Raw genomic sequence first — 25444 nt, forward strand, 5'->3', positions numbered from 1 at the left:
AAGCCAAGGAGAAAAAAAAACTTCCCCCATCAGACCGGAGTTATTGCGCTAAGAAGTGACTTAAGGCAGTCGTTATCAAGTAACGGATGTGTTTCTGGTCCTGAAACCAAGACAATATCTACCGAGGGTAACGGAGGCATATTCGCCAGTATTCTCAAATCACTAGTGACACTGAGCTTACCCATCGCCCCAATCGCCATACCACTGCGTACGATTGCTCTTTGCGCCGAAGCAGTATCGCAACACGCGAGCAATTGGTAACTTTGACCATTTTTAATCAGTCCATCCAAAGCGGCAGCATGATACTTACAATCGGTCTGAAACAGTGCCAGTGGTATCGGTTTAGAGAGTTCAACATCAAAGTCTTGATTGGCGATCCATACGCCTTGGTCGCTGGCTAGCCAATGCCCTTCTTCACTGTTGGGCGCTCTAGTGAGAATGGCTGCATCAATTTTTCCCTCATCTAGCCAGTTGCGAAGCATGACGCTAGGTTGGCTGTAGACATGTATTGAACAGGTAGGCTCAGCCTCAGTAAGAACTTGGATGACTTTAGGTAGAATACTCTCGTTATAGTCTTCAGGACACCCAAGTCTAAGCGGGCGCTTGTTTTCATAACGCTTGACCTGCTTTAAGGCTTTGTTGTGTAGATTGATCAACTCTTCTGCATGAGTACGCAATGCGAGTCCTGCTTCGCTCAATACTAAATTGCGCCCTTGCTTCTCAAACAAACTCACACTTAGTTCATCCTCAAGCTTGCGCATCTGTGCACTGAAAGCCGATTGAGTACGACTAATCTGTTTTGCTGCACGCGTAAAACTGCCCGTTTCAACAAAAGCGAGGAAACTCCTTAGCGCATCTATATCCATATTGACTATGCCTATCCATCAATTTTTTCAATGTATTCCATTGAAACTATCCGTTAGTTCGAAAGAAAACAATCCCTTAGTCTAGAATCAATTAAACAACAGACAAGGAAGTAACATGCAACTTTATATCGCAAACCAAAACTACTCCAGTTGGTCATTACGCGCATGGCTGATACTTGCGCAGTACGAACTTGACGCAGAAGTCATCAAACTGACGTTATTCACCAACGAGTTTTACCGCACTCTAGAAAAGATCACGCCGACGGCCAAGGTGCCCGTTTTGGTTGACGGTGACGTTATTGTATGGGAATCATTAGCCATACTCGAATACGTCAACGAAGCGTGTTTAGACGGTAAAGCTTGGCCAACTTCTGCTAGTGAAAGAGCCAAAGCACGCGCTATCGCCTCCGAGATGCACGCCGGATTTTGCCACCTACGCAACGAAATGCCAATGAACTGCCGCGCCAAGCGCAAAGTACATTTAAGCGCAGGCGCTCTCAAAGATGTCGCTCGAATCGATCAGCTTTGGTCACAACAAATGGCTGAATATCCAGAGGGCTTCTTGTTTGGTGATTGGTCGATTGCTGATGCCATGTATGCGCCCGTCGCTTTGCGTTTTGAAACCTATGGCATCAAATTGTCAGATAAGGCGAGAACGTATCAGCAGCGATTACTTCAGAGCCCAGCTATGCAACTTTGGTTAACGCAAGCAAGCACTGAAACCGACATCGTCGAAGAAGACGAAGCGGGAGAAGCTGTCTAACGTCCTATCTCTCGATCAGCAGATAAACCCGTTCCTCATACTGAACTCTGCTGATCGATTGCAATAATCCTCAATAATCAGCTTGGCCAATTGTTCTTCAATCGTGCCAACAAAGTTCTTTCCTTATAAATCTGTATAACCTCACAAAAATTAAGGTTAACGAGTTCTATACTTGGGACGGCTTACTGGCAAAGGAGAATGTCATGAATCGTTATATCGTTTCTGTACTATTAGGTTGCCTGTCCGTTTCCCTTTCTGTCTATGCGGCTGGCAAGGGTAACAACCAAATGGGTATGGGCAAGGGGATGTCTCAAGCACCAGTGTTTGAAGATATTGATACCAACCAAGATAGCTTAATCTCGAAAGAGGAGTTTGAAACTTTTCAAACGCAGAGACAGGAACAACGTAAAGAAGAAGGCCGATTGATGAAAAACTCGGCTTACAGTGAAGGAATGTTTGAACGCATTGACGCAGACCAAGATGGATTTGTCGACGTTGATGAGTTTACCATGCACCGCGGTTCAATGAGAGGCGCTAAACCTCAATAGACGACCGCATGACCTCACATAAAGTAACCAGCAGAGAGGTAATCCAACTTACCTCTCTTTTTGTTTCTGTACTGATCCAGTTCACCAGCCTACCCAATTGCAAACTACTAAATGGTACAAATCATGGTAGCCGCTGGCTTTAGTGAAAACGACATGGTCAAGTGGCACCAAAAATTTGAGGAGCTCGAACCGCAAGAACATCAAAAGTTCCTTGAATCACTAGGTATCACAAGCGACGAGATTCGTCAGATCCGCGCTCTATAACGCAAAATAGCCTCAAGGATGAGGCTATCTCTTTAGCTATAAACACAACGAGTGGCTTACTTAACGTTTTTCTGCCAGTTATATTCCATTTGATGAGCCACTTTCTCGGCAGAAACCTTAGTGGTTAATTGCGAGACCAGATGTAAACTCATGTCGATTCCTGCTGAAATACCACCAGAAGTAATGTACTTACCCGATTGCACCCAGCGCTTGTTGTCTACCACCGTTAAATCTGCAAATCGCGCTTTTAAATCTGCGGTATCTTCCCAATGAGTAGTGACTGATAGTCCTTTTAGGAGGCCAGCGTTAGCCAATAGAAACGCACCAGTACAAACGGAGGCCACAACTTGTGCTCGCTGGTCTACCGACTTTATCCAATCCAACACATCCGGCTTGCTCATTTCGCTAGTATGTACACCACCGACAACAACCAGTATATCGATTTCAGGATGACTCTGAATCGAATAATCAGGCAACAACCTGAATCCGCCACGCGCAATGACTGGTTCTCCGCTTTGTGAAACGAAAAACACATGCCAACTTTCGTCACCTAAACGTTTTGCGGTACTAAAAACTTCGAATGGACCAGAGAAATCGAGCACTTCTGCCTGATCATAAACGTAGATTCCAATGTTCATCTTGCCTCCTTGCAGCCTATTGGATAGCTACACTAACCATATTCTAATTTAGCGTTGCACACCATTCACTACTGCGACAATCAACAAACTAAATAGGATGCTAAATAACCCGACATAGCTAACGTGATGACGCTTAGACTCTACGTAGGCTTTCGATGGTAAACGTCCGAATGAGCCAATTTTAAGCACGGCAAAGCCCAAGTAGTAACATACAGATTCTAGCAAAGTAAGTTGCAGAATCGTTTGAAGCGCAACTCTGAGTGTCTTTAACGATGACGAGAATACCTCTTCCATTTTGGTCTCCTCATATACTCAAATGCCCAATTAAGCCGCTATTAAATCAATGAGTTAGATTTAGTCGTCAAGTGCGACTATCGTTTCTATCTCAATCAACAAGTCAGGATGAATTAACTTAGAGACTTCTACCAATGAGCAAGCAGGTAAAAAGCCTTCATAGTACTCAAACAGTTGCTCACGAATAGTGGTAAGCAAAGTGATGTCTCTTACGAAGATGGTGAGCTTGATGATGTCCTGCTTTCTGCGTTGTTCAAACTCTAGAATCGATGATATTTGCGACAGAATTTGCGCGCATTGCTCTGGTAGTCCTTCCGATTGAGCGGGAGTACCAAACGCAGTTAAACCCGAAACATACAAGATTCTGTCATGCTTAGTTGCGTGAACATAAGGCCCAGCAATTTTCGGTAGAGCATTGTAGTTGATCCTTTCAACCATGGTTTACTTCCTTGCGAATACAATCTGTTGGAAAGAAAGACGCAATAGTTAAGAGCAACCATTGCGCCTATAATAAGGGACGATATTGAGGTTAAGCTTTTTTGACAAATTGAGCCGTAACCATCATTTCACCTGCGCCGTCGACTTTGCAGTCCAGCTGATGGTCTTTGCCTTCAACGATACGTCGAATGACTGCTTTAGTGCCTATCTTGAGCACCAAAGAACTGCCTTTTACTTTTAGGTCTTTAGCTAACGTTACCTTGTCACCTTCAGATAACAGTGTGCCGTTCGCATCTTTCACATTGAATAACTCATTTGCGGCGACTTCTTCTGGATTCCATTCATGAGCGCACTCTGGGCACACTAAGTTGTTTTGATCCTGATAAACAAATTCTGACTGACAATTTGGACATGGAGGAAAAGACATAACTCACTACTTTTTAGACTAAATGTGTTCCGTATGATACTGCGAGTTGCGAGCCGATTCGACCTTAGTCTCTTCATTATTGCTTTCTCATTATCCATTGCCCAACGGGTACTATTACTTGTCTGTTGGAGACTAAAACTTAGCCTTAATTTTTTGTACAAACGCATCCACTTGTGCCTTGCTGGCATTTTCACTTTTGTACATCGATAGCATGTCGAAGTGACAACGTTTCACACATGCACCTAAAATTGCAATTTTCAACACTCGTTTTACTGGTTGCCTAAGCACAAACTTATCAACCCACCAAGGTGAGCCAAGCGTGGTGACAACTTTCACTTCTTTGAGCTTGTCTAAACGGGGCGTAATGGGACCGAGATCCGATGCGTGGTTGTAGGTATGTCCGGGCGCCCAAACTCGGTCAAACCACCCTTTCAAAATCGCAGGAAAGCCAAACCACCATGTTGGGAAAATCAGCACCAACGACTCAGTTTGCTTTAACTGCTCGATCTCTTGAGCGAGTTGAGTAGTATCGAACGTCGATTGGTAGTAACTCTGTCGTTCTTGCTCAGTTAAAGCGGGAGTAAAACCATTCTCGTACAGATCCACTAGCGTGATCTGATAGCCTTTTGACTCAAGGTGTTCGACCGTTTGAGATGCCAGATAATGGCACAAACTGTCCTTTAGTGGATGGGAAACTACAACTAAACACTTCACGCCGTTCTCCTTACGTAGTGACGTTAAACTTCAAGCTTGCTTATATGCTGGGATACAAAATGGTTTAACTCAGAAAGTGAACGAATCACATACACCGTTTTATCGGGCGTCATTGCTTCCAGCTTATTAGTGAAATCTTGATTCCAAAACTTTGGGCATAACCTCAGGGTTTTGTAGCTTTGCCACGTTCCTTTCAAAGCGGAGCTACCATCAGGCCACCCTTGCGGTTTAACTTTTGCCGCTTGCAGTAACCGTTTCGTTACTAGCCAGTAGCTGGTGATATAGGGCAAATCGATGTAGACCAGCGTATCAGCAACCTCTAAGCGCTGATAAAAAGAGCCTATCGGTCCAAAGCCATCAATTATCCAACTCTGTTCCGACAATATGTCGTTATGAGCAGCCTCAAACTCGTCTCGCTCGACCGCCTCGCCATTTGGATGATAGGCAATCGAATCTAACTGGTACAAAGGGATTCCCGACTCAACGGCCAAAGCTTTACTCAAGGTGGATTTGCCACTACCGGGTTTACCGAAAACCGCAACTCTTTTCATTTAAACCTCCATAAACCATCAAAGATCCCAGAGGCAGAAAAAAGAAAACCCACCTCAATTGGGTGGGTTAGAAAATTCAGCGCATCAGCAATCCCACCATTCTTATAGAATGATGATAATTCGAGATTGATGATGTGGATTATTCGCTTTCATGCAATCATCCTCATATATGAATTGAGGCTTGTCAACGGATTTATTGTCTAAGAAATGAGCACGTTTAAATTCAGTTATTTCTCGCTCATCTACTGCTTACTCGGCACACAGATCACTGGTAAACACTGACTTCGATTAAGTTGCTGTCTGGGTCGAGAAAGTAAACAGATTGAATTGCCCCCATCGCACCAGATTTTTGTACTGGCCCTTCAATGATTTGGACATTTTCTGCTTTGAGGTGTTGGACAACATCTGTAAGCGGCCATTGGGTAATTAGACATAAATCGCCTGCCCCAACACACGCTCTGTTACGAGGTTCTTGGTCCAATAGCTGAAGGTTGATCTTCTGATTGCCGAACTTGATTGCCTTTCGGCCATTGGCAAAAGTGACCTCTTGCATGAGAAGTACACGTTTATAAAATCCCACAGACTGCTCAATGTCTGAGACGGTAAGAACAATATGGTCGATATGACTGATCATGACGGTATCCTTTCGGTCATGTTAAGAAAGCGGCTTGATTAAGCCAATTTACCTGAAAACTTACTCGCCAAACGCGTATCGCCTTTCAACTTTCACGACTTCAACCACGTAAGATTGATACCACTTGTCACGCCCTAGCTGCTGTGCTACCGCGTGTTGAGAGTTTTTGTGCCACTGGCGGATATCCTCTTCACTTTCCCAATAGGAAATGGCGATCTCTTGCTCTCCTTCCGTAACCGCGATGAAGTCCTGGCAGTTGTAACGCTCAAACGCTAAGTCTCGCATCACCTTAACCATCTCTGAATACCGAGCATCTTGCTTGCCCGTTTTCGCTTTAAAAATCACTGCGTACATATTTCTTCCTTGTGTCATTCAGTCTTATGCTGGCTAATACTCTCTATGTGCGTTGCGATTCTATGCTACTACGTTGAGCTTAAAGATTGCTAGTTAGTCGGTTTATTCGAGACAGCTCCGTCGTTTGATGGTTTGGATATAACCAAAGCAATAGACGCAAAAAAACCGACGCAACCTCGCGGCTGTGTCGGCATGCAAAGAAACTAACTGGTTGCTAGTCTATCAAACCATTGTTGGATCAGGTTCTAGTCCCATTAATTGTCGGCCTAGAATCTGTGCACAAACATCGTAATCCGTGTAGGCGTGGGCGCCCGTCATGTGCGAATCACGGAACAAGCGTTGGCCTTCATTATCGCTAAACCATGCCATACCGCCCATCGCTTCAAATAAACGGTCTACTGCAGCGATACACATTTTCACAGCGTAAGCTTGGTTAGTACGCCAGTAAGTGAGCGTCTCAGCGTCTGGGTATTCTTTACGTTCACCGTGTTCTTTGTGATCGTTCCATGTTTTCTCAAGCAGTGCGCGTGCTGCCGCAACTTGATGAGTCGATTCAGCCAGACGCATTAGCGCAGGTGTTGCGACACCAACATTGGCACCAGTGTAAGCACGGACGCGGTTTTTCTGCTTCTCGGCAAAAACGACCAACATACGCTCAGCGATACCTAAGCTGATAGCAGCGAAGCCACAAGCGAAGTAAGGACGGTAAGGCGTGTAGAAGATGTCACTGTCTGGGTACAAGTCGAAACCAGCTGAGTGGCCTTCCATCATACCTTTTGCTGTTTCGATTCGGTGCTCAGGGATAAACACATTGTCCAATACGAGCGTTTTCGTACCGCTTGATTTCATGCCCGCGGCATACCAGTCATCAACAATCTTATATTCGTGGCGTGGAACAACACCGAAACAGTAGATTTTGTTACCCGCTTCATCAAAACGGTTGAAGCCTAAAATCGCCCAATCTGCATGATCACAGCCACTACTCCAGCGCATGTCACCGTTGATGATTACACCACCTTCGGTTTCTTCAATCTTACCAAATGGCGCAATGCTTGAACTCGCGGTTGCTTCTGGGTTGCTGCCCCAGAACTCTTCTTGAGCTTGCTTAGAAAACATCGCCATTTGGTGGCTGTGAGTCGCTAACAAACTCGCACCCCATGCTGTACCGCCACACGCACCAGCCAGCGCTGCCACGCAATCAGTAAATTCAGGGAGAGAGATTTCCAAACCACCGTAAGCTTTAGGTTGGAACGCACGGAAAAAGCCGATTTCGCGTAGTAGACGGATGTTTTCTTCCGGTGGAGTGCGGTCCTGTTCAGCCTGTTGTGCGTTCTTCGCAATGGTTGGCAAGATAGCGTTTAACTTTTCAAGTAGAGGATTGTGCTGTTTCATCATCGATTCCTTTTGACGTAAACCCTGTTGTAGTTCTCATTGGGATGTGGGTTCATTATTGCCACACTCGATGTGATGTTAAATGGATGTTACCTATGTTTACTTGTACTTTTCGTAGATATAGATAACATATTAACTATTATTTGGTATGCTTGTATTCAAGGAAGAATAATAAGCAAGGACAGCACACATGGAACAAGTGGCAATACCTAACTTGGATATCGGCAAAGTCTACGATTCGCGCTATGACGATAGTGACTTTCATATTGAACGGCTCGACAGTCTGGCACTGTTTTTTGGTCGTAACATGCCCACCCATTATCACGATCGTTACTATCAACTTCATATCATTCTTGAAGGAACAACGCACGTATTGCTCGACCAAGCGCACTACTCGGAAAGCGGTACGACGCTGTTTTTTACTCCACCGACAGTACCGCACTCTTTTGTCACTGATGACTACGCCAACGGCTATGTGATCACGGCTTGTCAACCATTGGTTTGGCGTTTGCTTGATATTGAAATCGGTCGAAACGACGTCGCTTCAACCGCGTTGCAGCCGTTTTGTACCCGTTTGGACAATCCGTCTAAGCTAGTGTCGTTATTGGAGATGTTATTAAGCGAGCAAGACAACACCGAGTTTATGAGCGATGTTGCCAATCAAGCACTACTGCAGCTGGTACTGATCGATGTGATGCGTCACGCCAACACTCAACCTGTATCCACCGTGTTTCGCAGCGCTGATGTCGCACTCTTTAACCGCTTTAATCAGATGATAGAAATCAATTACAAACAACATCTGACGCTACCAGAGTATGCAGATCAGTTGGGTTTAACCACCGCAAGGCTTAACGACATTTGCCGCAAGATCAGTGGCTTGTCGTCAAAACGTTTGGTTGCTGAGCGTGTGATGCAGGAAGCGAGGCGCTTGCTATTACTTACACCCATGCCTGTTTCCCAAGTGGCTTACGAACTCGGTTACCAAGACCCAGCATACTTTGCGCGTTTTTTTAAAAAGCAGGTTGGAGAAACCGCTTCTGACTTTCGACTCAACAAAAAAAGAGATAGCGACTAGGTCGTTATCTCTTTTTGCATTATCGAGGATGTGGGAAGGATCAGTTATCCAATCCACCCATCAACATGTACTTCATTTCCATGTACTCGTCCATACCATGACGAGAGCCTTCACGCCCAAGCCCAGACTCTTTAATCCCACCAAACGGTGCCGCCGCTGTCGAGATCAAACCTTCGTTGATCCCTACCATACCGACTTCTAGCGCGTCTGCGACACGCCATGCACGACCAAGTGAACGAGTGTAAAAGTATCCCGCCAAGCCAGATTCGGTATCGTTCGCGCGCTCAAGCACTTCCGCTTCATCCTTAAACCTAAACAGCGGCGCAACCGGACCGAAAGTCTCATCATCAGCGACCAGCATGTCGTCACTCATGTCTGTTAACACGTACGGAGCTACAAACAGTTGCTCATCATTAAGCAACCCGCCACACAGCACCTTTGCACCTTTTGCAACCGCATCATCAACATGCTCTTGCACTTTTGCGACCGAACTACTGTTAATTAAAGGACCAATCGCTACGCCATCAGCAAAGCCATCACCGACTTTGAGCTGTTTCACTCTGTTGGCCAGTTTCTCGGCAAACTCGTCGTACACCGCATCTTGAACAAACAAACGGTTCGCACACACACAAGTCTGACCCGCATTGCGGAACTTAGCGATCATCGCACCTTCAACCGCGGCATCAATATCGGCGTCGTCAAACACGATAAATGGCGCGTTGCCGCCCAACTCCAATGCTAGCTTTTTGATGGTTGAAGCGGATTGGTTCATCAGGATTTTTCCGACATTGGTCGAGCCGGTGAAAGAGACTTTACGCACGCGCTTATCGCTGGTAAACACACCGCCGATCGCACGTGAATCACCAGTGATCACGTTGAACAAGCCTTTCGGCAGTCCTGCATCTTCCGCTAGCTTAGCCAATGCCAACGCGGTAAACGGCGTTTCTTGCGCGGGTTTTAACACCATTGAACAACCAGCCGCAAATGCCGGCGCCGCTTTACGAGTGATCATCGCCGCTGGGAAGTTCCACGGTGTAATCGCAGCGACCACGCCAATCGGCTCTTTGGTCACGACAATTTTGCCATTTTCACGGTGGCTTGGGATGATCTCGCCATACGCACGGCGTGCTTCTTCGCTGTACCATTGGACAAAGCTCGCCGCGTAGGTGATTTCACCTTTCGCTTCAGTAAATGGCTTACCCTGCTCCATGGTTAAAATGGCCGCTAAGTCGTCAATATTGACCATCATTAGCTCATACCATCTGCGCAATACGTCCGCTCGGTGATCTGCTGTGGTCTTTTTCCATAGCTCGAACGCGGCTTGCGCGGCTGCGACGGATTGTTCTGCTTGTTGTTCGCCGAACATCGGAATCTCACCAATGACTTCTCCGGTTGACGGATTGGTTACCGTTTGAGTTTGACCGCTTTCAGCCACCCACTGACCGTCGATATAGCAGCGCTGCTGAAACAGCTCTGGGTAATTTAAGTTCATGCCTTACTCCGTAACCTCAAACACAACGTTAACTTGACCAGTACCAGAACTTGGGAAGTACTCAGTGATCACCGTGCTTTCGCCTTGGTATTGGTCCCAACCTAATGCACCAAACAGCATTGCGGTGTCGTGCATGCCACCTTCACCTGAACACAGCGCGGCGTAGTCAGGCAGCATTTCTAGGAAGGTCTTGTAATCGCGATTGCGCCATAGCTCAAGCACACGTAAATCAACTTGGCGGTTGAACTCTTTTGAAATCGTAAATGTTCCGTTGTTCGCTTCGTATTCATCGTTGTCCCAAATTCGATGCGACAATGAACCAGAGGCAAGCAGCATTACTCGGCTATCGCTCTGTTCCACGGCTTCGCGAATCGCCTCACCAAGAATACGAGACGACTCAATGCTGTGAACCGTGCACCAAGCCGCTACAGATACAACATTGAAGTGGTTGTCTTGATTCATAAAGCGCATTGGAACTAACGTGCCGTACTCCAAATCGAGTGAATCCACTTGATGAGAAAGGGTAAACACACCCTTTTCCGTCGCCTTATCTGCAATCAAATCACCGAGCGCGCGATTGCCACGGTATTGATACTCGAGATTCTGAATGAAGTGTGGAAACTCGTGACTGGTGTAGTTGCCCGAAAACGAGTCATTTGAGTTGACGTGGTAGCCAGCATTTACCAACCAGTGCGTGTCCAAGACGATGATAGTGTCTACGTCCATCTCTTTTGCCATTTTGGCAATTTCCTTATGACCATCAATAGCGGCTTGGCGGCAACCGAACAAACGGCCTGGTTGCTCTGACATGATCATGGTTGGGACGTGCGTAATTTTAGCCGCGATACAGAGTTTACCCATTGTTAATTTCCTTTTACCTAGTGCATTGTTTAGTACTTTGCTTGCACAATGCTTCGTTATTGTTTTGATCTTCCAAACTACTGATCTTATTGAAATAGTATCAGTGCGAAGGTGGTCATAACACTCACGGTCACCATCGCTAACAGAGTGGTCGGTAGTAGTACTGCTGCGCACATACCTCCCAAGTTGTACCTTTGTCCGATGACGGCATACACGCCAAACATAGGCATACTGGCCAAAATCACCGCGACTGCACTCATGGTTGGGTCAAGTTCAAACCAACCAATTAAACACAGCATCACAATCAATGGATGCAGTACCAGCTTGGCTAACATCACCAAGCTGATCTCTTGCTTCATGCCTGATAACTTCACACCAACCAAGCCACCACCAATGGTGAACAACGCGACGCCTGTCACCGTGCTCGCCAAGATATCGATAATGCGCGCCGCCGTTTCTGGAGTTTGCCAATTGAGTCCCGAACAGAGCATGCCAAGCACAATCGAAATCACGATTGGATTCTTCGCCAAGTTTTTCGTTGTCTCAAAAACTGTTTTCTTCAGACTGCCTTTCCTCTCTCGGTTCGCCATGTCAGCCAGCGTTAATAACAAAGGCAACATGATGAGATTTTCGACCACCAGCGTCAGCGAAAATGGAATCAACGCTTTAGTGCCAAACAGAAAATAGATAATTGGAAAGCCAATCAATAGACTGTTGGAAAAGCTGCCACCCAGACCCAAAATCACGGCGTGAGATGGGGATTTGTTTAACTTCAGCAGTGCAATCGCCGCTACCAATCCAAACGCCAACAACGAACCCAAGGTATAGGCGATGACGTAATCGGTGTTCCAAATCTGTTCAAGTGGTTTGCTACTTAGCGCACTGAAAATCGCCGCCGGTAAACCGAAATTGAACACAAACGCCGCTAAGCTTTTATGGCCATTGTGGGGAATGATTCCTCGTTTAAAGGCAACATAGCCAACACCGATAACCAAAAACACGGGCAGTATCGTCATCACCACATAGCTAAGCTGATCCATCTGCTCTTTCCTAAACCACTATTGCCTGACAACTACTGAGAAGCCTGCTGCGCCAGCTTTTGGTGTATATTGTTCTTCTTGAAATTCAGTTGCGGATGAAGTTCGACCATCTCAAAACCAATGCTGAGGTAGTGCTTCTCAAACGCTTCTGACAAGAACTCACAATACACATCGAATACTCGCTGGGCGGCATTTTTCAAGGTTTCCATGTCTCGCCCCACACCAACCTTTGCTGTGAGGTGGATAAAGCGGTTTTCCGGATCTTCGTCAGCAACCAAGTAGTAATCGCATTTAATTGCACGCGTACGAATTCCGCCTTTCGGGAACACGCCGGTGTCGATCGCTTCGCGGTGAATCGCCTGCATCAAAGCCGGAATATCGATATCCGTTTCAACGTTTGGCGAATACTCCATAATAAAATGTGGCACTTTGTTCTCCTTTCGGGCTCCGTGTCAGAGCCCGAGATTAGATAGGTCTTCGGTTCTTCTTCGCTTATTTGCCGAGCGTTGGCACGCGGTGTAAGTCGTGAGCGATACAAACGTTCTTGGTTTCCATGTAGAAATCGAAGCTCCAATCACCACCATCGCGACCGATACCAGACATCTTCACACCGCCAAATGGTGATGGCAGATTACGGTTGTTTTCCGAGTTCACCCAAATCATGCCCGCTTCCACTTTGGTTGCCATGCGCATTGCGCGGCCGGTGTTGGACGTCCAAATATAGCCAGATAAGCCATAGTCTGTGTCGTTGGCAATCTCTAGCGCCTCTTCTTCACTATCAAAACCAATACACGTCAGTACTGGACCGAAGATCTCTTCACGCGCAATTCGCATCGTGTTATCGGCGTCAGTAAACAGCGTCGGAGTCAGGTAGTTGCCTGCGCCTTTTTCTGGCAGCTTACGTCCACCCACTGCGATAGTTGCGCCATCTTCTTCGGCGGCTGTCATGTAGCTCATTACCTTGTTGTAATGAGATTGGTGAACGAGTGGACCAACTTCCGTTTCTGGGTCTAACGGATGACCGACTTGCAGCGATTCGACGCGCTGTTTCAGTGCTTCAATAAACTTCGGTTTGATGCCATTTTGGATAAGCAGACGGCTTGAACTCGTACAACGTTGACCGTTGAGGCTGTAGATCATAAATACGACTGCATCGAGCGCGCGTTCAAAGTCCGCATCATCAAATACGATCACTGGGTTTTTGCCACCGAGTTCAAAGTGCACGCGTTTCAATGTTGGTGCGCCTTGCGCTTGGATCATCGAACCTGTCACGGTTTCACCGACAAACGCGACCGCTTTGATCGCTTTGTGTTCTGTCAGTGTTTTACCGGCAACTTCACCACGGCCATTCACCATGTTCCAGACGCCATCAGGTAGCCCAGCTTCTTTTGCGCACTCAGCCAAAATCGCAGCGGTTAATGGGCTGAACTCAGCAGGTTTGTGAACCACGGTACAACCCGCCGCAAGTGCTGGCGCAATCTTCCATGTCGATAGCATGAATGGCGTATTCCAAGGCGTGATCACACCAACAGGGCCAATTGGCGTACGAATGGTGTAGTTCGTGTGCGTATCTTGGTGTAGCGACAAACCGTTTTTTGCTTCAGGTGATTTATCGGCAAAGAAACGGAAGTTCGCCGCGCCGCGAACCGCCGCCTGACGCATAAAGCGCAAAGGCTGGCCACAGTCCATCGATTCAACAAGGGCGATTTCTTCCGCACGTTGTTCAATCTTGTCTGCGAGTTTGTGCAGGATCTTCTTGCGCTCCGCACCAGACATCTCTGCCCACGCAGGGAACGCTTGTTGCGCGGCTTGGCACGCTGCGTCTACGTCTTCGGCCGTTCCTTTTACCACTTTACCCAGCGAAGTATTGTCAGTTGGGGTTAGGTTATCGAAGGTTTCGCCTTTTGAGCCTAACGTCCACTCGCCGTTAATAAAGTGGCCAAGTGTGTTGTCACGAAATCGCGCTAGGTATTGCTGCGCGGTCGCTAAATTTTGTTCAAGCTGTTGAGTCATGTCACTTCCTTACTGTTCTACTGTACGGCGCGCGTAAAAGTCATCTTCCGATAACACTGGGTTTTCAAGGCTGCCAACGCCTTCGATGGTGCAGCGCACAACATCGCCTGGCTGAATGTCCTTAAGACCTTTTGGTGTACCGGTCGCAATCAAATCACCCGGTTTTAAGGTCATAAAGCTGCTGAGGTATTCAATCAAAAACGGCACATCAAAAATCATGTCTGAGGTGTTACCCTGCTGTGTTAATTCGCCGTTTACATGAGTGGTGAGCGCAAGGTTGTTAACGTCTTCAATGTCGTCGCAATCAACAATCCAAGGTCCGATTGGACACAATGAATCACGGCTCTTCACACGTAGATTTGGACGGTAGTAGTTTTCTAGGTAATCGCGAATCGCGTAGTCATTACAGATGGTAAAACCTTGGATGTAGTCCATCGCATCTTCACGTTTAACGTTGCGTGCTTCTTTACCCACAACCGCGACCAATTCACACTCGTAGTGCATGAATTCGATATCGTTCGGGCGGTATGACGGTTGCTGATGCGCGGTCAGCGTATTGGCACCTTTGAGGAACACAAGCGGTTCTTTTGGTGGCTCAAACGCCAGTTCAGAAGCGTGATCCGCGTAGTTCAAACCAAGCGCAAAGATGGTGCCTGGATTTTCAATCGGCGATAGCCAAGTAAATTGACCTGCTGGAATGGTGCGACCATCTGCGGTTATCGCATTGTCACCATCGCCAATTGTAACGGACAGCACATCTCCCAAATATTCAATACGTGCGCGTTTCATGCTGTCTCTCCTTGTACTTGATTCTCCAACTCTACTGACTCACTTAACGCTGAGCGCACTACGTCACCCGGTGCGAGCTTGGTTCTTTCGCCTGCAAAACCAATCGCAATCACATCGCCTTTTTCTAGCGTCATAATGTGTGAAATCAACTCAATCAACTGTTGTGCTGAACGTTCAAGGCGCGACAACGGCAGTGATTGCATTGGTTTGTCATTGATATAAGTGGTTACTGTTTGTTGTGATAAATCACCAATATCAGACACCATAACCGCTTGGCTTAGTGTCGCTGAGTTGTCGAGACACTTGCCCTTAATATCTGGGCGGTAGTAGCTCGTTTCTGGCAGCGAAAAGTCATGCAGTAGAGCGATACCTGCGACGTAATCCAATGCAGACTGAGCGTTCACGCGGCAGCAACGTTCGCCAATAATCAGCGCGACACTTGCACCGACAACCAGTTCGTCCCCTTTCGGATATGCGATCGGCTGTTGAGCGTGATTCCACGTGTTATGGGGTTTAAAGTAGAGTACCGGTTGAGTCGGTAACGCTTTGTATGGCGCTTGTTCAAAGGTGGCCTGCATCGATTGCAGTTGCTCGGCGTCATTAAGCGCCACGCACACCACTTTTCCTTGTAGTTGTGTATTCATTATGTGTTCTCTAGTTTCTGACTCTACGAATTAATAAACGTTGTCGACGAGTTTGTTCGATTCAGATAACGGCTGTTTCAGCGACTGCGCGAGTGATTCTGCGCCAGCTCTAAGCAGCAAGGTATCAACACCTGCGCCAATAAATTTCACCCCACGCTTGGCGTATCGCTGCGCTTGCGCTGGGTCTAAGCTCAGAATACCGACCGCTTTACCGTGGGCTTGAATCACCTCAATCGCGTGGTCAATCGCGGCGACCACTTCAGGGTGCGACGGATTGCCGATATGTCCCATTGAGCCGGATAAGTCAGACGGGCCGATAAAGATGCCGTCGACGCCTTCCACCGCTGCGATCTCTTCGATATTGTCGATCGCTTGCTGCGTTTCGACTTGCAGCAGCACACTGATTTGTTCGTTTGCTTGGTGTAAGTAATTCGGGATTCGATTCCACTGAGACGCGCGAGCCAACGCTGCGCCAATACCACGCTCACCCACTGGCGGGTAATAAGCCGCACGTACCGCCTGCTCTGCCTGTTGCTTGGTATTGATCATCGGCAACAGCAGAGTTTGCGCGCCAATATCTAATAAGCGTTTGATCAACGTTGGGTTGGCTTCTTCAGCACGCACAATCGGAGACGCCGAATGCGGAGCAAGCGCCTGTAAATGCAGTTTGATGCTGGTTAAGTCGAAAGAAGCGTGTTCACCATCAATCAACACCCAGTCAAAACCCGCGCTGCCGCAGATTTCTGCGCAGCTGGTGTCTGGTAGACCGAGCCATAGCCCCCATAGAGTCTGAGACTGATGTAATTGCTGCTTAAATTGGTTAATCGGTAACATAACCACCTCTAGACAAACTTCACTGAAATGCCGCCAAGCGGACCAAAGTCAGCGTGAATCGTATCGCCTGCTTTGACTGCGACTGGTCTTGTAAATGAACCCGCGAGAATCACTTGCCCTGGCTCAAGAGAAACACCATGTGGTGCAAAGCGTTTGCATACCCAGCAAATGCCGTTAGCCGGATGACCCAGTACACCTGCTGCCAAGCCTGTCTCTTCAATTTGACCGTTGAGATAGAGCATCGCGCCTGCCCAACGTAAATCGAACTCCGTTGGTTTGATTGGTCGCCCGCCTAAGATGATCCCACCATTTGCCGCGTTATCTGCGATGGTGTCGTAGACTTTGCGCGTATAACCCGTATTCGGATCGGTACGATGGCAGCGCGCGGCAATGAGCTCTAATGCAGGTACAACGTAATCCGTGGCGTTAAGCACATCAAAAATAGTGACATTGTCACCTTCTAGCTTATCTTTGAGGACAAACGCCAGTTCCACTTCAATACGTGGGTCGAGGAAATCGTCCGCTTTGATTTGCGCGCCATCAGGGAAAAACATATCGTCAAGCAGTACGCCGTAATCAGGCTGATCAATATTGACCGCCATTTGCATAGCGCGAGACGTTAAGCCGATTTTATAGCCTTTGACCTGAGCACCTTCACTAACCTTGCGCCCTACCCATTCACTCTGAATTTGGTAAGCATCATCCATCGTCATTTCTGGGTACTGCAGCGTTAGCGCAGAGATTTGTTCACGTTGTTTCTCAGCGTGGTACAGCCGTTCAGCCGCTTCTTGCAGCTGCTCCTTTGTTAACATTCTGTATTCCTTTTTCTATATCGACCGACATTTGTTGTTGCTACTTGCTCATTCTGGCGTATGCATGCCGTGCTACTAGCCGATGAACTTAATTAACATGTTAAATACTTTATTTAATATATTAACTATTGTCCAATTTCGCACCGATAAAATTTAAATCGTTTTATTTCAATGATTTAAATAACGTTGAGAGTTAACAAATGAAATGGATAGATTCTAATTTCATCATTTAAACGACTTAGATCACTATTTTTTGAGATTTACTAGAGGTTGCAGGTCGATCTAAAGCAAGAAAATGAGCAAATCAGGCAAATTATTTTCCAGAAATTGATCTAATTAACATATTAAGTATATTTTCCACACTTCATTAACATTCCGGTTTGTGTTTACCCCTTTTTAGTTAATATATTAATTAAAAATCATTATGACTCACTCAGTGAGCAACCCACCTAACGTGAACGAAAAAGGACTAGCGTCATGCGAGTAAACAAAATCGCTTCAATAGCGACATCAGCACTTTTGCTAATGAGCTCTATGTCGGCACATGCGGAACTAGAAAAAGTAATCAAAGTCAGCACTTGGGGATCACCAAACCACGGCATCAACAAAGTTGTCTGGCCAACTTGGGGAAAGTGGATTGAAGAAGCCACCGAAGGCCGAGTTACCTTGAAAGTTGAGTACGATCTCGCCCCTCCTCATACACAAATCGATGTCGTCACCGACGGAATTGGTGAAGTCACTTGGATTTTTCACGGCCATAAAGCAGGTCGTTTCAAACTGACTCAACTTCCAGAAATCCCGACTTTTGCTGAAGGAAGCAGCTCTGAGTTAATGTCGATGGCCTACTGGCGCACCTACGAAAAATATCTCAAGAAGGGTCGCGAGCACCGCGGTGTAGAGGTGATGGGTTTGAGCGTTCACGGACCAGGTCAACTTATCACTAAAGAGCCAGTACACGCACTCAGTGACATCGAAGGTAAGAAGATTCGTGTCGGTGGCGGTGTTATCTCAACCATGGCGAAAGACATGAAAGTCACGCCGGTGTTTATTCCAACCAATAAAGTCTACGAATCGCTATCTCAAGGCGTAGTAGAAGGTGCTTATCTTCCTTTTGAAGCGTTGAGTTCGTTCCGTTTAGCGGAAGTAGCCGATAATACGTTGGTTGTTCCCGGCGGTCTTTACCGCGGCAGTTTTGCCATCATTATGAACCGCGACACGTTTGCCGATCTTTCTAAGAAAGACCAAGAAGCGATCCGTTCGGTATCTGGTGAAAAGCTGTCTCGCCTATTTGGTCAAATGTGGGATGACGCTGACCAAAGCGCTTACCAAGAAGCACTTCAAGGTGGCCATACCTTTACACCAGCAACGCCAGAGATGATCACTCAGCTAAAACAAGCCAGTGAACCTCTCGTTGAGGATTGGTACAAAGTGGCAGAAAAACGCAAAGTAAATGGTCCTGAAGCACACCAGTTCTTCAACCAACAGCTAGCGAAAGGAATGTAACGCGATGTCTGGTTTTAGTCTTTCTAAAGCCATTGAGCGAGGGCTTGGTTCCCTCGCTGCTTTGAGCTTGTTCCTGATGATGGTCGTCACGTTTATTGATGTGATGTCTCGAAACTTACTGAATGCTCCCATTCTGGGGTCAACAGAAATGGTTGAAGTCTTGCTCGCGATTATGGTCTTTATGGCGTTCCCTTTGGTTTCTTGGCAGGAAGAGAACATCTGCGTCGATTTGCTGGATAACTACTTCCCAAGCAAATGGATCAGCTTACGTCAGATCATCATCAATCTTATTTGTGCTTGTTCGCTGATTTTGGTCGCGGCAACCAACTGGAAGTTGGCGGGTCGCTCGCTTGAATACGAAGAAGTGACAGAGATCCTGGAGCTACCGCTAGGTTATATCACCTACCTGATTTCAATTACCGGCTTTATCGGCGGTGCATTAACCCTGTTCAACGCGGGTTACTACACCAAGCAAATGCTATTTGGCAAATCCTCTGAGTCAGACGTGAGCATTAAAGGCAAGGAGGCCTAAATGATTGAATCTATTATCGGTTTTTCAGTACTGATTGCGCTGATTTTACTGCGTTTACCTCTCGCGTTTGCGATGGGTGTGATTGGCTTTCTCGGCTTTTGGTACATCAACGATTACAACTGGTCTGCTGCAATGTCGATGGCGGCGCGACGCATTATCGATACTGGCCAAGATTACGGACTGTCCGTGATTCCACTGTTTATTTTGATGGGCAACTTCGTCACCAAAGCAGGTATCTCCAACGAATTATATAAAGCGTGTAATGCGTTTGTCGGTCATCGTCGCGGCGGTCTGTCGATGTCTACTATCCTCGCTTGTGGTGGCTTTTCCGCGATTTGTGGCTCTAGCCTCGCGACCTCGGCAACCATGTCAAAAGTCGCCATGCCACCGATGCGCAAATACGGTTACTCTGACGGATTGGCTTCCGCTTCTATCGCGGCAGGTGGCACGTTAGGGATTCTGATTCCGCCAAGCGTGATGTTGGTGATTTATGGTCTATTGACCGAAACCAGTATCCGCGAGTTGTTTGCCGCTGGCTTCTTACCGGGTTTGCTCGGTATCGTACTTTACCTTCTTGCGGTGCAGTGGGTAGTGTCACGTAAACCAGAAAGCGCACCACCGGGTGAGCGAGTATGCTGGAAAGACCGTATGCTGGCGCTAAAAGGCATCTTCTCTACCCTACTGCTGTTTGTGATCGTGATGGGTGGCATCTACATCGGTGCGTTTACCCCAACCGAAGCCGCTGGTATTGGCGCATGTGGTGCTTTTGCATTGGCAGGTGTGCGTGGCAAGTTAAATTACACTGTACTACGTGAAATCCTCATCGATACGGCAAAAACCTCTGCTTCGCTTTTCGCCGTGGTCATTTCGGCGTTGATCTTATCGAACTTCGTCAACCGCGCAGGTTTACCGACGGCTTTGGTTGAGCTGATCCAAACCGCCAATGTCACCCCGATGATGGCACTCGGGCTTATTCTGGTTATCTACATTATTTTGGGGTGTGTATTTGAAAGTATGTCGATGATGTTGCTGACAGTGCCTATCTTCTATCCAGTCATTGTTGAGCTTGGCTTTGACCCAATTTGGTTTGGCATCATCGTGGTGGTGGTCACCGAAATCAGTTTGATCACTCCGCCAGTTGGGCTAAACGTGTTCGTTCTGTCCGGGCTGATTAAAGACATAAATACCGCAACCATCTTTAGAGGCGTTTTACCATTTTGGGTGGCGGATATGGTTCGATTAGCATTAATTGTGCTGGTGCCGGCTATCGCCCTGTACCTGCCGAATATGCTTTATTGATGTTAGAAAGCTCTTTACTGGTTAAAGGGCTTTTTTTGTTTAACTACTCGGATACAAACGCCATTACTATTAGACCAAGGATATATCTTGTAATAGCATATGCGCAGGGATGAGTCGTATTATCCAACAACGTTGACATAAATGTTGGCTAGAAAGAGTAAAAATAAGGTTAGTTAAGTGACTAAATACGAAAATTCTCTACCACTTCAATTACTTAAAGCGCGAGACATTGCAATGCACTTCTTTCGCCCTGTTTTGGCAGATAATGACTTAACAGAGCAACAATGGCGCATTTTAAGAGTGATAGATACTAAGGGTTCGATCGATTTCTCTACCCTATCTAAAGAGACATGCATTCTCAGTCCGAGCTTAACCGGCATTATTGGCCGTTTAGAAAAGCAGGGACTTGTGACCAAACAAAAGTCGGCATATGACGGTCGTCAGTTCTACATTCATATGACAGACAAAGCCGCAGCTCTCGTTGAACAGCTTCGACCTCAGATTGAAGAGCAATACGTCGCATTAAAAGAAGCGCTTGGCGAAAGCAAATATGAGCAGTTGTCCGACCTACTCAACGAGCTAATTGCGATTCAAACCAAATAAGAAAACACCCACGTAACAGTGGGTGTTTTTATAGTTACTAATGCCAACGTGTCGATATTAAGCGACAGCGGCAACCACTTCTCGAGCATCAACATTCTTAAATTCACGGTCAAAGTAAATCAAACCGTCTTTGTTGTTCGAGTGGATAGTGTGTAACTCAACAAAAAACACGGTGTGTGTGCCGACTTCCTGGCAAGAGGCGATTTTGCCTTCCAGTGTCGCCAGAGCGCCGTGAAGAACTGGAACTTGGTCTGCGTTATTTTGCCAACCTTCAAGGGCAAAACGCTCTTCCATCGCAAGACCCGTCATACCAGCGAAATGCATCGACATTTCTTGGTGTTCGCTTGCACAAACATTGATACACATGTTGCCGTTTTGCTTGAAGATTGCGTTAGAGGCGCTGTTACGGTTAACACAGACCAAGACTGTTGCAGGTGAGTCACTGACTGAACAAACCGCAGTCGCCGTAATACCTACAGTACCAGCTTCGCCGCCTGTAGTGACAATATTCACTGCTGCAGCAAGCTTAGACATTGCGTCGCGAAAATCCTGTTGTAGAGACATAGTAATTCCTTATTCTTGTTGAGTACTGACTTATCGTTTTATTTATCTGTTTGCTTAGTAGCTGGGATAATAATGCAAAAAAGCCGCTCAGGAATGAATAGACACTTGTGGTAATCACTTGCACTTTTCGTAGCAAATTAGAGATAGGAAAATGAGTAAAAAAGAGATTCTAATCCAAGCAATTTTGGGCTCGCTGTTTATGGCATTGATGATGTCTGGGGTGATATCACTGAGTAAAGTCGGGCTAAATCTGCACTGGTTGAGCGCGTGGCGAGATTCGTTCTTTGTCGCTTGGCCTGTAGCGTTCGCTCTTAACCTAACCATAATGCCGAAAATTCGCCGTTTCGCCCACTGGCTGGCTCAGTTAGGTGAAAGCAAACCGACCTCCGATTGAGGTTCACTGATTAAGCTGAGCGCAATTGTAACCCGTATACAACTGATCGGTGGCAAGACTGTTCTTATCGATAAGTTCGCAGATCAAATCCAAGTACACCGACTTGTTACTGACTTTAAGTGCTCTATCGAGAGCCAGTATTGATTTTCTAATATCTAAGGATTCCACCGCGCGGGAATAAACATACCAGTAGTAGTCGTTGCTGTTACTCTTCTCCGCAGCAGCTTTTAAATACAATGCAGCTTTGCTGATTTCTCTATTACGCAATAATGCCAATCCTAAGCTAAATGGGATTGCAGACGAGCGAGGTTGGTTTACCATAGCCTGCTGTAAGGTGGAAATCGCCAGATCATTGCTATCAATAACGCGATACACATCCGCCAGGTTGACATAGCTAGACTCGTAATATGGCTCAACTTCTATTGCTCTCTGGTACTGTTTGATCGATTGTTCCACCTCTCCTTGATAGCGGTACAAATCACCTAAGTTTGCTCTGGCGTAAGCGCGGTCAACGTTGAAGGTTTGAGCCTCGATGTATTCGCTCAACGGCGCTTTCAGTTGATCTCTTTGTTGTGAGCTAAGCAAGCTCCAATCTACTGCCAATGCTCGCGCAGATTCTGTTCTCACCGCCAAAACCTCATCTTCAAGCAGTGTCTTAAGCAGTGGCCAACGTAGGCTTATAGATAAGCGTGATGACGCTTCAGCAACACTCATTCTGACTAGCTCACTATCGCTTTGCGCCGCTCGCTCCAAGACCGGCAACACTTTGGGTGAGCCGTACTTTTTCAGTTTAAGGAGTGAAGAAGCGGTAACAATCTCTGGACGGCCTTCTTGTGCGATAAAGCGAATTAACGCGTCCAACGAGCTTTGCTTATCTTTTGCCAGCAAATAATCGCTGTAAATACGTGTATCAGCGAGAGACGCATTACGGTTTGGATACCAAGTATTGAGCTGCTTAGCCGCCCACAACTCGGGCTTGTCACTGTGGCAACTTCTGCAAGTGCTCGTCCCTCCTGACACATGGTTGATTTCAGGTTTCGGAACGTGCCAATAATGGTCCCGTCGCTCGTCAATCTGCATGTAAGTGCGTTTCGGCATGTGGCAGTTAGAGCACTGGCTTGCCTCACTATTTACCTCATGAAAGGTGTGTTTGGTCGTATTAAACTTTTCCGCGGAGTGGCATTGGTTACACAATGCAGGCTCGGGTAACTTCAATTTGGCCGAATGTGGGTCATGGCAATTGGTACAAGTAACACCTTTTGCTGCCATTTTAGACTGGAGAAACGATCCGTAGACGTAATTCTCATCAAACACCTGACCATCTGGATAATAGAGCTCGTTGGTTATCAGGCTCGGTTGATATTTATCCAGCAATGAATGTTGCGCTGTAAGTGAATTGTCGTTGAGCTGCACTCTGCGACTGTGGCATTGGGCGCAGACTTTTACCTGATCGGTCGGTTGTATTTGGTTTGGCTCCAGCGTCGCTTGACCGTCTTGGCTGATCCACTCGGCAACACGTTGCGCTAGGTTACGCTCAAAGCCTAAGTTATTGGGAGTTGGTTTAGTTGAGATAGCCTGAATATGTTTGCTTGCTGGCCCGTGGCACGACTCACACGCCACGTTGATTTCTGTCCAGGTGGTGTTGTAGCTATTCTCCGTCGCATTGTAGTTCTTCTTGACGTTAGTTGAATGGCAATCCGCGCACATATAGTTCCAGTTCTGCCCCGCGTTGCGCCAATAAAACTCGTCATAAGGTTTCACATCAGGGTGAAGAGCAAACCAACGGCTGTCTCTTTTGCTGACCTCGCGCGAATCCCACGAATACGGAATGAGTTGTACGCGACCATCCTCAAACTCAACCATATACTGCTGCAGCGGTTCCCAGCCAAACGTGTACTTAATCCGATACTTTTCAAACTCGCCTTTTTCATTCTCCATCTTGACCCAGAACTGCTCGTTCTCACGATAAAACAGTGTCGTGCGACCATTCTCACTCAACTGATAGTTATCAAAGTCGCCTAAGACCGTTTCTTCGCTCGCGTGCTTCATCGAAAGTTCATGATGAGAGCCTTTCCAATCATCAACTTGCTTTTGATGGCACTGAGCGCAGATTTGCGAGCCAACATACTGCGCACTTTCTTCACCAGCAAAAGAGAAGTGACTGATTAATAACAGCGTAAAAATGAAAACGTACTTGGTCATAGGTCGCTAGCTAGAGTTAGAGAAAGAAAAAGGGCTTACTCCACAATGAAGTAAGCCCTGACGATTAATAGCCGCTCACCCAATCAGGGATGATGACATTGTTTTCTCGTTGATAACCGAACCACGCAAGTTTTAACTTATTAAGCACTTCAGGATGTTGTTCACTCAAATCTACCGTTGTGGATACGTCACTTTGCACGTTAAACAGTGCCCATTTGCTATCTTTCTCGACAAAGCTTCTCGTCGCCATCCATTGACCGTCATTCACAGAGACTTTGCCAAACAACTCTCTAACAACCAGTTCATCGCTCGCGTTTGAGCGCTCTATATCGACCAGAGAACGTCCAGTATACATATGGTGCGCTTTGCCAATATTGTCTTTATGGGCTTGTGTCAGCTTAGTCACGTCAAGAACGGTTGGAACAAAGTCTTTTACCGTGGTGAGCGTATCCACCATCACGCCTTTCTTATCGACATTCGGGTATTTGATGAACGAGATGACCTGAGTACCACCAAGTTGAGGGTAGCCTTTGAACATATCAAACCCAGGCGATGTCACCCTGCCCCAATTTGGACCAAGTAATGCGTACGAGCTTTTCTTGCCCATGTTTTTATAGCTAAAATCGTGAGTATTGTTGATTGTGGTTCGTATTTTAGGGAACTGGTCCATTGGCCAAATCTCATCGAGTGTGTGACCTTCGGTACCGTTATCCGATAAGAACACGATCATCGTGTTGTCGTATTTTCCAAGTTGCTTAAGTTTTTGGATCACGTTACCGGTGTATAAGTCGATTTGGTCGATCATCGCGGCATAGATTTCCATCGATTTAACTTCGCGCTTTTTCTGCTCGTCGGACAGTTCATCCCACGCTTGACCCTCTGGGTATCTATTGGTGTAGTTTGA

At 46.7% G+C, this 25444-nt stretch carries 30 protein-coding genes and 1 pseudogene; 9 read left to right on the plus strand and 22 right to left on the minus strand.

From position 1 onward, the window contains the following. Nucleotides 1-29: 29 nt before the first annotated feature. Nucleotides 30-866: a LysR family transcriptional regulator gene (locus HCZ42_RS03650; RefSeq protein ID WP_167419395.1), complete on the minus strand. Its 837-nt coding sequence runs from the start codon at nt 864-866 to the stop codon at nt 30-32. Nucleotides 867-981: 115 nt separating this feature from the next. Between HCZ42_RS03650 and HCZ42_RS03655 the strand changes: the two genes are divergently transcribed. The 3 genes and pseudogenes from HCZ42_RS03655 to HCZ42_RS03665 form a co-directional block, all read left to right on the plus strand. Beyond that, nucleotides 982-1629 (plus strand): glutathione S-transferase family protein, encoded by a 648-nt coding sequence (locus tag HCZ42_RS03655; RefSeq protein WP_167419396.1) that lies wholly within the window; start codon nt 982-984, stop codon nt 1627-1629. Between the two features lie 203 nt (nt 1630-1832). Continuing rightward, a complete protein-coding gene (locus HCZ42_RS03660) occupies nt 1833-2177 on the plus strand; it encodes an EF-hand domain-containing protein (protein WP_167419431.1) in 345 nt (114 codons plus the stop codon). Nucleotides 2178-2291: 114 nt separating this feature from the next. Next, a pseudogene (locus tag HCZ42_RS03665) lies at nt 2292-2441 on the plus strand (MerR family transcriptional regulator); the annotation flags it as partial. A 56-nt stretch (nt 2442-2497) separates the two neighbouring features. Here HCZ42_RS03665 and HCZ42_RS03670 read toward each other — a convergent pair. The 9 genes from HCZ42_RS03670 to HCZ42_RS03710 all read right to left on the minus strand — a co-directional run bounded on the left by HCZ42_RS03670 (nt 2498) and on the right by HCZ42_RS03710 (nt 7886). Beyond that, nucleotides 2498-3079, minus strand: coding sequence for a DJ-1/PfpI family protein (locus tag HCZ42_RS03670; protein ID WP_167419397.1), 582 nt, complete (start codon nt 3077-3079; stop codon nt 2498-2500). Between the two features lie 48 nt (nt 3080-3127). Then, nucleotides 3128-3373: a hypothetical protein gene (locus HCZ42_RS03675; protein ID WP_167419398.1), complete on the minus strand. Its 246-nt coding sequence runs from the start codon at nt 3371-3373 to the stop codon at nt 3128-3130. Nucleotides 3374-3433: 60 nt separating this feature from the next. After that, complete coding sequence (locus HCZ42_RS03680; RefSeq protein ID WP_167419399.1) at nt 3434-3811, minus strand: RidA family protein; 378 nt, start codon at nt 3809-3811, stop codon at nt 3434-3436. A gap of 91 nt (nt 3812-3902) precedes the next feature. After that, a complete protein-coding gene (locus HCZ42_RS03685) occupies nt 3903-4238 on the minus strand; it encodes a zinc ribbon domain-containing protein YjdM (protein WP_167419400.1) in 336 nt (111 codons plus the stop codon). Nucleotides 4239-4370: 132 nt separating this feature from the next. Beyond that, on the minus strand, nt 4371-4952 hold the full coding sequence (locus HCZ42_RS03690; RefSeq protein ID WP_167419401.1) for an NAD(P)H-dependent oxidoreductase: 582 nt from the start codon (nt 4950-4952) through the stop codon (nt 4371-4373). A gap of 23 nt (nt 4953-4975) precedes the next feature. After that, a complete protein-coding gene (locus HCZ42_RS03695) occupies nt 4976-5503 on the minus strand; it encodes an adenylate kinase (protein WP_167419402.1) in 528 nt (175 codons plus the stop codon). Between the two features lie 265 nt (nt 5504-5768). After that, nucleotides 5769-6137 (minus strand): VOC family protein, encoded by a 369-nt coding sequence (locus tag HCZ42_RS03700; RefSeq protein WP_167419403.1) that lies wholly within the window; start codon nt 6135-6137, stop codon nt 5769-5771. A 60-nt stretch (nt 6138-6197) separates the two neighbouring features. Next, on the minus strand, nt 6198-6491 hold the full coding sequence (locus HCZ42_RS03705) for an antibiotic biosynthesis monooxygenase family protein (RefSeq protein WP_167419404.1): 294 nt from the start codon (nt 6489-6491) through the stop codon (nt 6198-6200). Between the two features lie 222 nt (nt 6492-6713). Then, nucleotides 6714-7886 carry a p-hydroxyphenylacetate 3-hydroxylase oxygenase component gene (locus HCZ42_RS03710; protein ID WP_198044035.1) on the minus strand — a complete coding sequence of 391 codons (1173 nt, stop codon included), beginning with the start codon at nt 7884-7886 and terminating at the stop codon, nt 6714-6716. A 187-nt stretch (nt 7887-8073) separates the two neighbouring features. On the opposite strand from HCZ42_RS03710, the gene hpaA reads away from it, so the two are divergent. Continuing rightward, entirely contained in the window at nt 8074-8958 is an 885-nt protein-coding gene (gene hpaA / locus HCZ42_RS03715; protein WP_167419405.1) for a 4-hydroxyphenylacetate catabolism regulatory protein HpaA, read from the plus strand. Between the two features lie 40 nt (nt 8959-8998). On the opposite strand, the gene HCZ42_RS03720 is transcribed toward hpaA, so the two are convergent. The 9 genes from HCZ42_RS03720 to hpaH form a co-directional block, all read right to left on the minus strand. Next, nucleotides 8999-10450 (minus strand): NAD-dependent succinate-semialdehyde dehydrogenase, encoded by a 1452-nt coding sequence (locus tag HCZ42_RS03720; RefSeq protein WP_167419406.1) that lies wholly within the window; start codon nt 10448-10450, stop codon nt 8999-9001. Between the two features lie 3 nt (nt 10451-10453). After that, nucleotides 10454-11311, minus strand: a complete 858-nt coding sequence (gene hpaD / locus HCZ42_RS03725; RefSeq protein ID WP_167419407.1) for a 3,4-dihydroxyphenylacetate 2,3-dioxygenase — start codon at nt 11309-11311, stop codon at nt 10454-10456. A gap of 86 nt (nt 11312-11397) precedes the next feature. Further along, complete coding sequence (locus tag HCZ42_RS03730) at nt 11398-12351, minus strand: AEC family transporter (protein WP_167419408.1); 954 nt, start codon at nt 12349-12351, stop codon at nt 11398-11400. Nucleotides 12352-12383: 32 nt separating this feature from the next. After that, complete coding sequence (locus HCZ42_RS03735; RefSeq protein ID WP_039547321.1) at nt 12384-12779, minus strand: 5-carboxymethyl-2-hydroxymuconate Delta-isomerase; 396 nt, start codon at nt 12777-12779, stop codon at nt 12384-12386. A 64-nt stretch (nt 12780-12843) separates the two neighbouring features. Next, on the minus strand, nt 12844-14364 hold the full coding sequence (gene hpaE, locus HCZ42_RS03740) for a 5-carboxymethyl-2-hydroxymuconate semialdehyde dehydrogenase (RefSeq protein WP_167419409.1): 1521 nt from the start codon (nt 14362-14364) through the stop codon (nt 12844-12846). A gap of 9 nt (nt 14365-14373) precedes the next feature. Further along, on the minus strand, nt 14374-15153 hold the full coding sequence (locus HCZ42_RS03745) for a fumarylacetoacetate hydrolase family protein (RefSeq protein WP_045598522.1): 780 nt from the start codon (nt 15151-15153) through the stop codon (nt 14374-14376). Beyond that, a complete protein-coding gene (locus HCZ42_RS03750) occupies nt 15150-15797 on the minus strand; it encodes a fumarylacetoacetate hydrolase family protein (protein WP_167419410.1) in 648 nt (215 codons plus the stop codon). Before HCZ42_RS03750 ends, HCZ42_RS03745 begins: the two co-directional genes overlap by 4 nt. Nucleotides 15798-15827: 30 nt before the next feature. Continuing rightward, nucleotides 15828-16631, minus strand: a complete 804-nt coding sequence (hpaI, locus tag HCZ42_RS03755) for a 4-hydroxy-2-oxoheptanedioate aldolase (protein ID WP_167419411.1) — start codon at nt 16629-16631, stop codon at nt 15828-15830. Between the two features lie 8 nt (nt 16632-16639). Continuing rightward, nucleotides 16640-17443 (minus strand): 2-oxo-hept-4-ene-1,7-dioate hydratase, encoded by an 804-nt coding sequence (gene hpaH / locus HCZ42_RS03760; protein WP_167419412.1) that lies wholly within the window; start codon nt 17441-17443, stop codon nt 16640-16642. A gap of 477 nt (nt 17444-17920) precedes the next feature. On the opposite strand from hpaH, the gene HCZ42_RS03765 reads away from it, so the two are divergent. From HCZ42_RS03765 to hpaR, 4 genes are all read left to right on the plus strand, one after another. Next, nucleotides 17921-18946, plus strand: a complete 1026-nt coding sequence (locus HCZ42_RS03765) for a TRAP transporter substrate-binding protein (protein WP_167419413.1) — start codon at nt 17921-17923, stop codon at nt 18944-18946. Between the two features lie 4 nt (nt 18947-18950). Then, a complete protein-coding gene (locus tag HCZ42_RS03770) occupies nt 18951-19478 on the plus strand; it encodes a TRAP transporter small permease (protein WP_167419414.1) in 528 nt (175 codons plus the stop codon). Beyond that, nucleotides 19479-20777 (plus strand): TRAP transporter large permease, encoded by a 1299-nt coding sequence (locus tag HCZ42_RS03775; RefSeq protein ID WP_167419415.1) that lies wholly within the window; start codon nt 19479-19481, stop codon nt 20775-20777. It abuts the gene before it with no gap. Between the two features lie 177 nt (nt 20778-20954). Next, complete coding sequence (hpaR, locus tag HCZ42_RS03780) at nt 20955-21380, plus strand: homoprotocatechuate degradation operon regulator HpaR (RefSeq protein ID WP_167419416.1); 426 nt, start codon at nt 20955-20957, stop codon at nt 21378-21380. Between the two features lie 57 nt (nt 21381-21437). Here the strand turns inward: hpaR and hpaC are convergent, their stop codons facing one another. Next, nucleotides 21438-21944 carry a 4-hydroxyphenylacetate 3-monooxygenase, reductase component gene (gene hpaC / locus HCZ42_RS03785; protein WP_167419417.1) on the minus strand — a complete coding sequence of 169 codons (507 nt, stop codon included), beginning with the start codon at nt 21942-21944 and terminating at the stop codon, nt 21438-21440. A 151-nt stretch (nt 21945-22095) separates the two neighbouring features. Here hpaC and HCZ42_RS03790 point away from each other — a divergent pair, with 151 nt between their 5' ends. After that, nucleotides 22096-22338 carry a DUF2798 domain-containing protein gene (locus tag HCZ42_RS03790; protein ID WP_167419418.1) on the plus strand — a complete coding sequence of 81 codons (243 nt, stop codon included), beginning with the start codon at nt 22096-22098 and terminating at the stop codon, nt 22336-22338. A 3-nt stretch (nt 22339-22341) separates the two neighbouring features. Here the strand turns inward: HCZ42_RS03790 and HCZ42_RS03795 are convergent, their stop codons facing one another. Continuing rightward, nucleotides 22342-24540 carry a multiheme c-type cytochrome gene (locus HCZ42_RS03795; protein ID WP_167419419.1) on the minus strand — a complete coding sequence of 733 codons (2199 nt, stop codon included), beginning with the start codon at nt 24538-24540 and terminating at the stop codon, nt 22342-22344. A gap of 64 nt (nt 24541-24604) precedes the next feature. After that, on the minus strand, nt 24605-25444 hold an 840-nt coding region (locus tag HCZ42_RS03800), incomplete at its 5' end, for a sulfatase-like hydrolase/transferase (protein WP_167419420.1).

Origin of the sequence: Vibrio hepatarius (genome assembly GCF_011806575.1) — a bacterium.
GTDB lineage: Bacteria > Pseudomonadota > Gammaproteobacteria > Enterobacterales > Vibrionaceae > Vibrio > Vibrio hepatarius_A.